The following is a 14,216-nucleotide window of genomic DNA, read 5'->3' as shown; positions in this document are numbered from 1 at the left end:
TATGAATAAAAATCAAACAGACTTAAATAATTTCATAGTAAACAATATTGATATTGCGGATGAAATCAGTAAATACATAACTTTGTCTAAGAAAGGTCAAAGTTATGTTTGTTTATGTCCTTTTCACGATGATTCATCTCCGTCAATGTATATAACTCCAGCCAAACAAATTTTTAAATGTTTTGTGTGTCTTGTGGGTGGCAATGTTATTAATTTTGTTGCTAAATACAAAAAAATTAATTATTTTGAAGCGATGAAAATTATTGCCGATGAGCATGGTATTGGCTATGATAATAATTTATTTAATCAACCTGTTTCGAATTTTGACGAAAATGAACTAAGAATTATTGAATTATTAGAAAGAACAAACGCATTTTACAGAGTTGAATTTACAAAACTTAAAAATTCAACTTTAAAAAACTTTTTTGTAAGTCGTGATCTTAATGATGATTTATTGAAAAGATTTGACATCGGCTATTCAAACGAAGATCACTTCAAATATCTTTACGATGCAGAAATTAAAAAAAATATTGATGATTTTGTTAAAGCTGGATTATTTAATCTTGATACGCAAAATTTAACATTTAGAGACCGAATAATGTTTGCAATTAGAGACAACAACGGTAATGTAGTTGGTTTTAGTGCTCGTAGTTTAGCTAAAGATGTTAAACCTAAATATATCAACAGTCGTGAATCATCGATTTTTAAAAAGTCAGAAATTTTATATAACTATCACCAAGCAAAAAAATATTTGGACGACAATACTTTAATTATTGCTGAAGGTTTTTTTGATGTTATTGCCCTCGCCAAAAGCAATATAAATAATGCTGTAGCTCTAATGGGAACAGCACTAACTCCAAAACATTTAAAGCTTGTTCAAAATAAAAAAATAATTATCTTTTTAGATGGCGATGATGCAGGACAAAAAGCAACGTTAAAATCGGCAAAATTTCTCTTATCGCACGGCATCGAAGTTAATATTGTTCAAAATCATTCAAACTTAGACCCTGATGAAATTTACAATAAATTTGGTAAAGATCATTTAAATACAATGATCAAATCTGCACCAGCGGCTTTAGATTTTATTTATGATTACTATAAAACAAAATATACCTTGATTTCTTACGGCGATAATTCATTAAATAATATCAAGGCATTTGTCAATGATTTTAGCGAATATGTTCAGTATAGCGACTTATCAATAATAAATTATTATGCAGATAAATTTAATGAAGAATTTAAATTTAAACCAGTATTTAAAAATTCTAAAAACTCTAATGTTTACGAAGAAAATATAAACAATAATTTTGATAATATAAATGATTTTGCTTCAATAAGTGATATCGGTGATATTGATGATTATTATCAAAATTTGACACCGACTGAAGATTTGAATTTAGTTCCTAATATAGCTAATAATCAATACATTATCAATCAAGATAAACCTTTACCTAGTTTTATAGATCGATTGTTTTACGTTATTATCGACCATCCAGATTTAATTAAACTCTATGTTATGCATGTTGAAAAAAATGGTGGCTTTAAAACCACGGGCACACCAAAGGGCGAGATTCAAGGAGAAATTTACGACATGCTCTCTACTTCGTTAAATTCAAACCTGAGCGAAGAGAAAAAAGATTACATAAAGCAAAAAAGCACACATGATGGCCTGTTTGAACACGATTATCATTCGTTTAAAATGGACTTAGAAAAATATCCTACATATACACAGGAATTCAAAGAAGATTTTACTGATTTATTAGTCAAAGCTATACGTGAAAACAACAACGATTACAAAGAGTATATTGCTGAAAATGCTGATTTATTTTTCAATAATAATAGTGGCACTCAATTTTTAAATGTGTTTGCCGACAACATTAAAGAAATAAATAAAATCAATGACAGTGATTTTATCGAAAAAATCAATAAAAGCACTGTAAAAAAAGGCGAAAAACCTAATTAAAATTGTTTTAATCCGAAGCGATTTTAAAAATTAATTTTTCACATAAAGGAGAAAAAATGGAAAACCACGATTTAAAAACAGTTATTAAATTAATTGAAAAACATGCGAAAACAACCGCAACTAAACAATTATCACAATCTGATATTTTTGAATATCTAGACGAAATTAAAGTTGAAATTCCTGACGAATTAATGGATGAAATGCTTGAAAATCTTCATGAAGCAGGGTTAATTTCAGACGAAGTTGACGAAGGTGACGAAGACGATATTACAAAAGACGATATTATCGATGAAATTGATGAAAACGGCAATGAAGATAGTGATAAATCATCAGAAGATGATAAAGGTGAAAACTTTAAAAAAGCCGATGTTATTGTTGAAGAATTTGATGACGAAGACGAAGATATCAAGAGTTCAATTGACATCAAGGAATTTGACGATGACTACACTGAAGAATTTAGTTTCAACGATGATTATGAATATTCGGATGACTCTAGCTATGCCGAAGAAGACGAAGATGAAATAATTATTAAAAAAGAAACAAAAAATGTCAAAAAAGATAATAAGTCAACCAAAAATTTAACAGATGATGATTTTAAAATTCAATCATATGATGATATGGATATTGATTTATCTGATGATACCCTGACATCAACAAGCCAACTTCGTAATAAATTGACTGAAACTAATGATATAGTTAAATGATATATGCGTTGAATTGGTAAATATGGAAAACTTCTAACTAAAGCTGAAGAAGAAAAATTAGCCTTAGAAATGGAAAAAGGTGGTTTTAGAGGTAAAAGAGCTAAGGATAAATTAATCAAAAGAAATCTACGTTTAGTTATAAACAATGCAAAAAAATATAAAAATCGTGGTTTAAGTTTTATTGATTTAATTTCAGAAGGTAACTCAGGAATTGTTAAGGCAGTTACAAAATATAATGTTGGTAAAGGTTTCAAATTCTCAACATATGCTACTTGATGAATTCGTCAAGCGATAACTAGAGCAGTTGCTGATCAAGCACGTACTATTCGTGTTCCAGTTCATATGGTTGAAACCATCAATAAAATTACCAAAATCGAGCGTGAATTACACCAAGAAAACGGAACAGAACCAACTGACGAGGAAATTGCAGCAAAATTTGGTCAAGGTTATACAGCTGAAAAAGTTAGATATATTCGTAAAATAAATATTGACCCTATTTCGCTTGATAAACAAATCGGGAAAGAAAATGATTCAGCATTCTCTGATTTTGTTAAAGACGATAGTGTTGTAAACCCAATTGACTTTGCTTCGCAAGAAGAATTGGTAGATATGCTAAATGAAACATTATCAGAAGCATTAGACAGAGACGAATATGTTCTTATCTGCAAACGTTATGGTGTCGGAATTGACGAAAATGGTGAAAAATATAAAGTTACACCGCTAGAAGAATTGGCTAAAGATAGAGGCGTTTCTAAAGAACGTATTCGCCAAATTGAAAACAAAATTTTAAGAAAATTGAAAAACTGCACACGTAAAGGTAAATATCTAAAGGACTTTTTTAAATAATGCAAATTCGTAAAGTAAGTAATTTTCTACTGCAACATTATCCTTTAGATGCTGCTGAGGTTTGAGACCCCGCTGGATTTAGTGTTAAATTTAACTTGAGCGAAAAAATAAAAGGTGTTGTTACTGCAATTGATTTAACTTGGGAAGTATTACAATTAGCAATTGACAAAGATGCAAATTTAATTGTTTTACATCATCCATTTAAATTCGCTCAGACCTGACAAGATGAATTTATTGCCGCCCCTTATAAACGTGAAATATTGGCAATATTGAAGAAAAAACGTATAAATGTACTCGCATTACACACAAATTATGACAATAATGTGAACGGAACTTCACACCAAATTGCATTAAGATTAAATTTAACTCCTTCGATTTATAACCCTAATAATCCATATCCGTGTATAGTTAAAGAATCAATTTCGATCAATGAATTAAAGTCATTATTTATTGAGAAAATGAATTTACATTCGATGCGCACTAATACTGACGATTTAAATACTAAACTAAAAAATGTTGCCATTTTATCTGGTTCAGGACCCGCAACCCTAGCGTATGAATTGAGTCAAAACAACACTGAGTTAGTAATATTGAGTGATGTCAAGTGAAATGAATGAGTGTTATATCAACAACACAAAATTAAAATTTTAGAAGTCTCGCATTTAGACGAACAAGTTTTTGTATTTGATATTGCCGCAAAACTGGAACAAAATTTTCCAGACTTAAATGTACACACATACATTTTTAAAGAACCATACAAAAACATTTAGGAGCAATGATGGATTTTACAAATATATTTAAAATGCAAAAAGAGCTAGACCAAGCAATAATTTCGCGTGATGATTTAGATGCGATCACTGATGAAGAGTGACAAGCAAAATGATTATTGGCTGTCTTGGTAGAGTTTTCAGAATTTGCTAACGAAATTCAATCTTTTAAATACTGAAAAAAACATAAAAATATCAATCATGATGCTGCTCTTGAAGAATTTGCTGATGTTTTACATTTCTTGGGTTCATACGCTTATAAAGTAGGTGTTAATCCAATAATTGAACCTAAAATTGTTTCTAAATTCCCCACTGATCAAATTTTAGAAATATTTAGAATTGCCTCAATTAATAAAGGTAATATCTCTAAAGAGATAATTAGTGAATTATTGTCTCTTTCATTAGGTTGTGCAAAATTACTTAACTACACGGAAGAAGACATTTTTAAATGATACGAAATTAAAAATAAAAAAAACTTTGACCGAATTAAAAATCATTATTAATTTAAGCCCTTTCAAGGGGCTTTTTTTAAAAAAATAGAGCAATTGCTCTATTAATTTTCAGGATAAATACAAATTGGTTTAATTTTATTATTTTGTTTATCTATTGTGTTAAGTTCGAGAACAACTCCGTTGAATTGTGTGTTATTTTCTGACACCCTAAATTTAGCATGTGCAGCATAGCGCATATGTTCATAAACTTCTTGGAAGTTAGCACCAATTGCCGAATTATGTGGGCCCACCATACCTGCATCTGTAATAAAACATGTTCCTTTAGGTAAAACTCTCGCATCGTTAGTTTGCACATGAGTATGTGTTCCACAAACTGCGTCAACAACACCATCTAAATATAAACCTAATATTGCTTTTTCACTTGTTGTTTCGGCGTGAAAATCTATAAAATGAAAATCTGTTTTTACTGAATATTTAATAACATCGTCAATAGCATCAAAGAAATTATCGGCAAATTCATCTTTTCACGGAGACAATAATCTATTAAAAGTTATACCCATAAGAGAACTTACACGCAATGTTGTGTCATTGACTTGAATAATTGCACTTCCATGACCAGGATAAGAATTAGAGATGTTTAGTGGTCTAACAACATCGTTGTTATTGATAATATCGAAAATACTATCTCTAGCTCAAACATGATTTCCTAAAGTGCAAACATCAACCCCTATTTTCTTGAGTTGAATATAATCATATTCAGTAAAACCTTTTCGATCAGATACGTTTTCGCACTGAGCGATTACAACATCAATATTATGTTCTTTCTTTAAATCATTGATATATTTTTTTACAGTATCAATACCAGGTTGACCGAAAATATCTCCAATAAATAAAATATTTATTTTTTTATTTGGCATTTAAACCTCAAATCTACAATATTAGTGTACCACAAAGTTTTGCGTTCCTAAATATCAATATCAAAATAAAGTCATTTTAATCAACCAAAATGAGCATCTAAAATACAGTGAAACATAAAACCAGGCGATAATTACCTTAATTTTAGTTAGTTTTAATTACGAGTTAATTATATTAGTGGCTCTTAAAAAAATAATTTTTAAGATAATTCTTTGAGTAAGCAAATATGACAATACGATGTCTTATTTGCTTGCTTTTTTGTTAAATTTTCAATAAAAATATTGATCAAAAATGTGATTTAGCTATACTTCTTGCATTTAGTAATTCAATAATTATTGAATAATATTGTTTTCTTATTTTTTGAAATTATTCATGTCATAGACGAAACCAAAAATGCGTTTAATGTATAATTTAAATACTAATTTTATTTTTAAAGGAGATATATGAAAATAGGAAACACACAGGTTGCTATCGACGCAATCAAGAATCCAAAATACAAAAATATTGTTATTTTTCATCATACTCGTCCAGACGGTGACTGTCTAGGGTCACAACACGGACTAGCCCAAATGATTAGAGATAATTTTCCAGATAAAAAAGTTTATACACCTGGCGATAATGTCGGTACATATGATTTTATGGACTACAAGTTCGATCCACTAGAAACAATTGATTTTAGTGATTCATTAGCTATTGTTGTTGATGCTTCTAGTTCAGATCGTATTGTGCATGGTGATTTATTGCTAGGCGATAAATTTAGTGCTAAATTAAGAATCGATCATCACCCTAACGGCAGTGATGTTGAATATGACTACTTATTTGTTGATGAACATTATGTCGCTTCCGCTGAACAAGTTGCACATATTGCTTATGATGCAAACTGAAAATTAAGTCAAAAAGCTGCTAAACACACATTTTTAGGAATAGTAACTGATTCAGGGAGATTTTTATACCAAGACACATCTGCTAGAACATTCAAGCTAGCTGCCTTTCTTGAAGAACAAGGTAATGTTGAATCATGAAAATTACACAAAGAATTAGGCAAAAGAAGTTTAAAAGATATTAAATATATTGGTCACATTCTTTCACACTTCCAAAAAGACGGTAGAGTATTATATTTCATTGCTAACAGACAAGTTCAAGAAGAATTCGGATTTGACGAGTTAAAAGCTGCAATTTTCGTTAATGAGTTAGCTAATATTGATGATAATTCATGTTGAGCATTTTTTGTCGAACAATCTGACGGAAGCGTACGTTGTCGTTTACGTTCAAATGGTCCACTAGTTAACGAAGTTGCTAATTTATACAACGGTGGTGGTCATGCGAATGCTGCCGGATGCAATATTTCATCATTTGATGAAGTAAAAGATGTCTTAAAACACTTAAATGACGCAATAGCCAAATGGGAGGCAAAATAATGAAAATGTCCGATACTGGAACATGACAAATTGCTGCCGAGAAATTAGAACAATATGACTCAATAGTGATTTTTCATCACATCAGACCTGACGGAGACTGCTTAGGTAGTCAATTTGGTTTAAGAGAATTATTGCGAGTAAATTACCCAAATAAAAAAGTTTATGCAATCGGTGAATCAAATGGTTTATTTTCTAACTTTTTAAATTTAGATTTTGACGAAATTCCATCAGACGAAATTTTAGCTAAGTCTTTAGGCGTTGTTGTAGATGCCAACCAAAAAGAAAGAATATATAACCGTGAAGTTTTAGACAAAAATTTATTTGCTGAAACTTTAAGAATCGACCATCACCCAAACGAGGATGATTTGGATAAAGTCACAGTTTGATTAGAAGAAAACCGTATTGCGGCGGCAGAAATGATAGCTGAACTTGCTTATCAAAAAAAATGGAAAATAACAGAAAGAGCTGCCAATTTTATTTTCTTAGGTATTGTAACTGACTCGGGAAGATTCCAATTTTCGGATACTAGTTCTCGAACACACGAATTAGCAGCGTTTTTATACAAAAACAACCTAAGAGCCGAAAAAGTTTTTCTAGGACTAGCTCAAACTTCACTTGAAGATTTAAAAGCACAAAACACATTAATGTCTTCGTTAAAAACCGTTGGGCAAGTTGCTTATATTCAAGTTGATTACAAAACAACTATTGAATTGGGTAAAACACCAAATGATATGGCTCGTCCTAACATGGTCGGCAATATTAAAGGTTTTCCAATTTGAGTTTCATTTAACGAAGAAGCAAACGGCAACATCAGGGTTGAATTTCGTTCAAATGGTCCTATCGTAAGAAATGTGGCCCTAAAATTTGGTGGCGGTGGCCACGACCGTGCTTCGGGAGCAATTATTAAAACATTTGCTGATGTCGACAAAGTTATTGCTGAATGTAATGCCGAAGTTGAACGTTGACAAAGAGAAAATAAGGAGTAATTATGGCAAAATTTAATCGTATTTTTATGATCGTAACAGACGGTTTAGGTATTGGATCAGACCGTGATCAAAAAGCATTTGGAGACAATGGAGCAAATACAATTCTTTCTGCCTCTAAAAGTGCTATGTTCTATATTGACAATTGAAAAAAATTGGGAATTGGAAATATCACAACATTAGAAGGTAACTACCATGTTCAAAAACCAAAAGCATACATGACTAGAGTGCAAGAAGTTTCAAACGCTAAAGATACTTTAGCTGGTCACTGAGAAATGATGGGAATTAAAACATTAGTTCCATTCCCAACATTTACTGAAAATGGTTTCCCTCAAGATTTAATTGATGAATTATCTAAAGCATTTGACGGACGTAAAATTATTTGCAACCGTAGTGGATCTGGTACTGAAATTATTGATGAATTTGCACAAGAACAAAAAGAAACAGGTGCAATTATTGTTTATACTTCAATGGACTCAGTATTGCAAATTGCAGCACATGAAGAATGAATTGGCTTAGACAATTTATACCGTTACGGAAAAGCCGCAAGAGAAATTTGTTCATCAAAACCTGAATGAAACGTAGGAAGAATTATTGTTCGTCCTTTCATTACCGATGAAAATGGCAAATACAAAAGAACATTCAACAGACACGACTATGCTAACAAACCACGTGAATTGATTCTAAATCAATTGCAAAAAGTTGGTGTTGATGTAGTTGCTGTTGGTAAAATTAATGATATTTTTGTTGGCCAAGGTATTTCAAGAGCTATTCACTCAGATGGCGACGCACACGCAATGGATATTACTATTGATGAAGCTAAAAAAGACACAAAAGATACATTCGTATTCACTAACTTAGTTCAATTTGACTCACATTACGGACACAGAAGAGATGTTGATGGTTATGCGTCAAATATTGCTTTATTAGACACAAAAATTGGTGTTTTAATGAATACAATGAAAGAAGATGACTTATTAATCATGACTTCAGATCACGGTAATGACCCATTATATCCAGGATTTAACCACACAAGAGAAATGTTACCTTTAACAATTTTTTCAAAATCGTTTAAATCACCAAAAGTTCTAAAAGATGTTGAAGGTTTAGGGACAAGTGGTAATATTGTTGCACGTAACTGAAATGTTGAGATTGTAGCCGAAACAGGTGATGACATCTTCGAACAACTTGTTTAAATTCTAAAAAGTCGATTTGTTCGACTTTTTTATTTATTTTTTAGCTTTTTTGATAATTTTTTCATATACAATAATCTTGTTAAAAAAATAAGGAGGAAAATGAAAAAGACTATTTATTTGGCCGGCGGATGTTTTTGAGGCGTTGAAGCCTATTTTGCAAGAGTGAATGGAGTTTTGGATTCTGTATCAGGTTATGCAAACGGCTTAAATGACAAAGCTAACTACCGTGAATTAAAATCTTCAATGCACGCAGAAACAGTTAAGGTAGATTATGATGACGAAAAAGTGTCAGTTGAGGAATTAGTGATGCATTTATTTAGATTAATTGACCCACAATCACTGAATAAACAAGGTAACGATATTGGTACTCAATATCGTACTGGTGTTTATTTTGAAAATGAGAATGATCATAAAATTATCGCTAAATTATTTGAGTATTTAAAGGATAAATACTCAAAATTCTATGTTGAGTTAGAGAAACTAAGACATTTTATAAATGCTGAAGATTACCACCAAGACTATTTAGAAAAAAATCCTAACGGATATTGTCATGTTAATTTAAACGTTGACTACAAATTAAATGAACATGAAAATAAAATTATTAAACAAGTCAGAAATGAACTAAAACTAGACCAGTTAAGTTATGATGTTTTGAAAAAATCAGCAACGGAGTATCCACACACATCTTCTTTAAATAATGAATATAGAAAAGGTATCTATGTAGAAAAAATCACAGGCGAGGCTTTATTTTCTTCTGATGATAAATTTGATTCTGGCTGTGGATGACCTTCATTCTCGAAACCGATTGAAAAAGAAAGCGTTCATTATTTAGATGACACTTCGCACAGAATGCTGCGAATTGAGGTTCGTTCAGGCGAAGGCAATAACCATTTAGGACATGTGTTCAACGATGGACCTAAAGATATGGGTGGCATGAGATATTGCATTAACGGCGCTGCTTTAGAATTTATTCCGCTCGAACAAATGGACGAAAGAGGTTACAGCGAATTTAAAAAATTCGTTAAATAATAAAAATAGACACTAAATTTTCTTGTGTCTATTTTTTAAAGTATTTTGGTGTAACAATTTTTCAAGAATCATTGCCTTGACCAACTTTTTTTCTTTTAATTCCATATTTATAATCACCATCTTGACCAAAAAATTGAAAATTATAACCATTGTCATTTCAAGAGCTGTTATTTGCTTTTGCAGAATTAGATTCCTTATGAGCTGGTATTAAATTTGAGTATGCATCGCTTCTCAATGGGTTTACGTGTTCAATATTTCAGTCATTTCGATTGCGAAAAATTTGGCGACCAGCATAATCATATCCTGATGAAGCATTTCCAAAATAGTTCAATCAAACTTGTTCTCTTTTTAACATTAATTACCTCCTTTCCAATATCTATTGTAAAAAAAAAAAAAAAATAAAAGAAAATAGCTTTCCTTTCCGAAAATAATCAATATGTGTGAGTAAATTTATCGACATTATTCATATTTTGACAACATTTTACTGCGGTATTGATTGTATTTTTCAACAGAACCATATTGTTTTTTATGAATAATATCTTCAATTGGCGAAACCACAAATACCAAGACATGAAATATTACTAAAACGACAACTAACATTGCTCGTCCGACAATTAAACTAGTAAATTCATGTTTAGCAACTTCTATTGATACTTTTTGCACTGTTGCATAATATTGAACATCAAATTTAAAAGTAGTAATTAAATCAATAATTGGTACTAGAATTTGAGCTAGCATTGCAAGTGAAACAAATATTACTGTTATATAACCGAAAAATAAGAAATTCTTTTTCGGATTTTTGATTGCTATTTTGCCTGTCTTTCTATTTTTTATAGCACCAATGATCGCTAAAGCAATAAAAACAAAACTAAAAACAGTAATTCAATTAGCAATTAAATCAGTAAAGGAATAGAGTCTAGCCATGCTCAATAATGAATCATTACTATATTTTAGGTAGTTTGAATTTGTGGGAATATACAATAAAGAACCAATTAAAGTAAAAATTATATTTGCTCCCACCCCAATAATTATTGAATAAATAACACCAATAGTAGGACGATGCGGATTTAATTTATGAATAAATTTGTTTCATAATGGCATTTCGCCTTTTTTAATTAGTGTTTCAATAAAACGTGGCATTCACATAGAAAAGGCATTGATTACGCCAAATACACCAATCGCAATAGCAATATTGATTGCTCCAAAAATTATTTTTCCAGGTTTTAAACCGAATAAATTCTGGATATAGTTTCGCATGTTTGAAAATGAACCACCATTGATTGACATTGCCACTGCAATAGCAATATAAAGAATTGTGATAATAATCAGTCCTAACGAAAGAGCTAAAGTGGTTTTTTCTGGTTTTTTCATTTCTGACTGCATTCCCGCTGCAATATAGAAACCATCATAGGCAAAAAAGATAGCTCCAATTGATAAAAATACACCAATAAAACCAGCAGATGCTGAATACTGAATGAAACTATCACCCAGTTTTATTGAGTAGTTCGTATTGAAAGTTGTTATTTTGACTGTGTCAACACCGCCTTTGCCGTTAAAAGCTAATATGAAACCAACAACAATGATAAACACTAGCGGAATAAATTTTATTGCTAAAACTATAGTGTTATGAATGTTACCAATTTTAGATACCAATCCAGGCACAAGCAATAAATAAAGTCCCATCAAAGTTGTGATTAGTAATCAAATTAGTCAGTCATGACTGGTCCCAAAAGTGAGGGCCGGCTTGTCTGTTATTGCACCAATTCCGTCTTGTAAAACCTGAATTGTATAAACGGGCATGTAGAAAAAAGTAAGTGGCAAAGTTAAATAAATCATAAAATTCTTTGAAGCGTTGTAAACTCATCTTGAATTAAAAATTTGATTTCACCCCACTAAAGACATATTATCTTTTTTTACGCTAGCAACTTCTGCTAAAGCAATAGCCATTGAAATAACTGCAAAAGCAGCTAAAATTCAACAAACGATTGATAAAATTAAATTTCCTCGGGAATTTCTTAAAACTTCATCTGATTTAAAAAAGATACCGGCACCAATGGAACTTCCCATTACAATCAACATCGAGGAGAAGAAACCGATTTTCTTTTTCCTCGGTAAGTTTTTAAAACTCTCTGATTGCTTGTCGTGTTTCATGTATCCTCCTAATGAAAAGAAATTATAACACATTCAATTAAGCAACATTGTATTTATTAATTACGCATATTTTACTAATACGCCTAATTTTTAAAGCAATATGTCAAAAAGAACGTTGTAAAATACGCAAAAAAATCTAAATTTATAGAGTATAATAGAATTTATTACATATGAAATGAGGTAATTATGATAAATAAGATTAAAGGCACCAGAGATCTATCGCCAGCCGAAATGAATTTACAAGAATTTATTCGTAATATTTTTACCAAAACGATTAGAAGTTTTAATTTTAGCTTAATCGATACACCTATAATTGAATATTCGCAACTATATAAACGTTCAGTTGCGGGCAGTGATATTGTTAAAAAAGAAATGTATGAGTTCAAAGATAAAGGTGATCGTGAAATAGCTTTACGTCCTGAAGGGACTGCCGGTTTTGTTAGAGCACTAATTGAAAATAAATGATATGCAACTTTAAAAACTCCTAAATTTGGTTATTTTGGCCAAATGTTTCGATATGAACAACCACAAAAAGGTCGTCAAAGACAGTTTTACCAAGCCGGAGTCGAAGTAATAGGAGAGACAAATCCGTATGTTGATGCAGAGTTGATTGTGCTAGCCCACTCAATTTTGCAAACATTAGGTTTAAGTTTTATTTTAAAAATTAATTCAATTGGTGACTTTGAATCGAGACAAAAATATCAAGCAGATCTGAAAGAGTATTTTTTACAATACAAAGATCAATTGAGTATTGACTCACAAGAAAGAATTGAAAACAATGTATTGCGTATTCTAGATGATAAAGTTGACTCGCAAAAAGATTTCGTTAAAAAAGCACCAAAAATCAAAAATTACCTTTCTGACAAAAGCAATCAACAATTCAATCAATTATTGAAAATTTTAGACCAAAGCGGCGTTAATTACCAAGTTGATTATTCACTTGTTAGAGGTTTAGACTACTACGATGAGACAGTTTATGAGTTTGTTTCTACTGCACAAAGTGCCGGAGCACAATCAACACTAATCGGCGGTGGAAGATATTCTAATCTAATTAAAGAATTAGACGGACCGAAATTAGGAGCTAGTGGTTGAGGTTTTGGAGTTGATCGTGTGGCACAAATCATTATGGATGAAGAATTAGAAATTACCCAAGATGATGTTGAAGTTGTTGACATCGTAGTTGCTTCAACTGACGAAAAAATGCGAACAGAATTATTCACACTAGCGAACGAATTGAGAAATTACGGCGTGAAAATTGAATTTTTAAAAGAGATATCTAAGAGCAAAAAAATATTCGATAAAGCCAAAAAATTAAATTCCAAATTTGTTATTTTCAATGATAAATTTGATAATGATGAGTTAATCTTGGTCAAAAATATTCAAAACGAAGATAAAATTTACTTTAATTTAAGCGAAGAAGGTTTTGTTGATTTATTAGATTTTCTAGCCGAAAACGGTCTTAAAGCGATTGAAGATTTAGAACTTTTGATTGATTAATTATTTACTTTTATTAATGTTGACATCGTAGTTTAACTATGATGTTTTTATTTATTTTAAATGCCGTTGGAATGACTTTCATATTTTTTCACAATAAAAAGCTAAAAGTTTAAAAAGTTTTTGTTTTTAAGGAAATATGTTTATAATAAACGTGTTATGTTAAGAAATTACTCAGTAAAACGTATTTACTTTATGAATGAAATAGCAATTTGAACTATTTCTATTTTTAGTTAATACCTGAGTGAAATTTAAAAATTTAAATCCAAGCAGGTATATAGGAAAAAACCTGCTTTTT

At 30.7% G+C, this 14,216-nt stretch carries 12 protein-coding genes; 9 read left to right on the top strand and 3 right to left on the bottom strand.

The features are described 5' to 3' along the window. Position 1: 1 nt before the first annotated feature. From dnaG to N1F73_RS00215, 4 genes are read left to right on the top strand one after another with little or no spacing between them, the layout of a single operon-like run. A complete protein-coding gene (gene dnaG / locus N1F73_RS00230; RefSeq protein ID WP_260359378.1) occupies positions 2-1,963 on the top strand; it encodes a DNA primase in 1,962 nt (653 codons plus the stop codon). A gap of 56 nt (positions 1,964-2,019) precedes the next feature. Then, entirely contained in the window at positions 2,020-3,513 is a 1,494-nt protein-coding gene (locus tag N1F73_RS00225) for an RNA polymerase sigma factor (RefSeq protein ID WP_260359377.1), read from the top strand. Further along, entirely contained in the window at positions 3,513-4,283 is a 771-nt protein-coding gene (locus N1F73_RS00220) for a Nif3-like dinuclear metal center hexameric protein (RefSeq protein WP_260359376.1), read from the top strand. The genes N1F73_RS00225 and N1F73_RS00220 overlap by 1 nt, the downstream gene beginning before the upstream one ends. Positions 4,284-4,291: 8 nt before the next feature. Further along, positions 4,292-4,783 carry a dUTP diphosphatase gene (locus N1F73_RS00215; protein WP_259290325.1) on the top strand — a complete coding sequence of 164 codons (492 nt, stop codon included), beginning with the start codon at positions 4,292-4,294 and terminating at the stop codon, positions 4,781-4,783. A gap of 50 nt (positions 4,784-4,833) precedes the next feature. Here the strand turns inward: N1F73_RS00215 and N1F73_RS00210 are convergent, their stop codons facing one another. Further along, on the bottom strand, positions 4,834-5,649 hold the full coding sequence (locus tag N1F73_RS00210; protein WP_260359375.1) for a TIGR00282 family metallophosphoesterase: 816 nt from the start codon (positions 5,647-5,649) through the stop codon (positions 4,834-4,836). A 441-nt stretch (positions 5,650-6,090) separates the two neighbouring features. On the opposite strand from N1F73_RS00210, the gene N1F73_RS00205 reads away from it, so the two are divergent. The 4 genes from N1F73_RS00205 (at position 6,091) to msrB (ending at position 10,273) form a co-directional block, all read left to right on the top strand. Next, positions 6,091-7,065, top strand: coding sequence for a bifunctional oligoribonuclease/PAP phosphatase NrnA (locus N1F73_RS00205; protein WP_260359374.1), 975 nt, complete (start codon positions 6,091-6,093; stop codon positions 7,063-7,065). Then, positions 7,065-8,051 (top strand): bifunctional oligoribonuclease/PAP phosphatase NrnA, encoded by a 987-nt coding sequence (locus N1F73_RS00200; protein ID WP_259290322.1) that lies wholly within the window; start codon positions 7,065-7,067, stop codon positions 8,049-8,051. Before N1F73_RS00205 ends, N1F73_RS00200 begins: the two co-directional genes overlap by 1 nt. 2 nt (positions 8,052-8,053) lie before the next feature. Beyond that, positions 8,054-9,244 (top strand): phosphopentomutase, encoded by a 1,191-nt coding sequence (locus N1F73_RS00195; RefSeq protein ID WP_260359373.1) that lies wholly within the window; start codon positions 8,054-8,056, stop codon positions 9,242-9,244. 99 nt (positions 9,245-9,343) lie between these two features. Beyond that, a complete protein-coding gene (gene msrB / locus N1F73_RS00190) occupies positions 9,344-10,273 on the top strand; it encodes a peptide-methionine (R)-S-oxide reductase MsrB (protein ID WP_259290320.1) in 930 nt (309 codons plus the stop codon). 28 nt (positions 10,274-10,301) lie between these two features. On the opposite strand, the gene N1F73_RS00185 is transcribed toward msrB, so the two are convergent. Together N1F73_RS00185 and N1F73_RS00180 are read right to left on the bottom strand one after the other, a co-directional pair. Further along, a complete protein-coding gene (locus N1F73_RS00185) occupies positions 10,302-10,628 on the bottom strand; it encodes an HNH endonuclease domain-containing protein (protein WP_259290319.1) in 327 nt (108 codons plus the stop codon). Positions 10,629-10,732: 104 nt separating this feature from the next. Beyond that, positions 10,733-12,424, bottom strand: a complete 1,692-nt coding sequence (locus N1F73_RS00180; protein ID WP_260359372.1) for an APC family permease — start codon at positions 12,422-12,424, stop codon at positions 10,733-10,735. 186 nt (positions 12,425-12,610) lie between these two features. Between N1F73_RS00180 and hisS the strand changes: the two genes are divergently transcribed. Then, a complete protein-coding gene (gene hisS / locus N1F73_RS00175) occupies positions 12,611-13,921 on the top strand; it encodes a histidine--tRNA ligase (protein ID WP_260359370.1) in 1,311 nt (436 codons plus the stop codon). Positions 13,922-14,216 lie beyond the last annotated feature (295 nt).

Source organism: Mycoplasma sp. HS2188 (genome assembly GCF_025209835.1).
Classification (GTDB): Bacteria; Bacillota_I; Bacilli_A; order Mycoplasmatales; family Metamycoplasmataceae; genus Mycoplasmopsis.
Note: the sequence above shows the minus strand (reverse complement) of the source record. Positions and strands in the feature narration are given on the sequence as shown.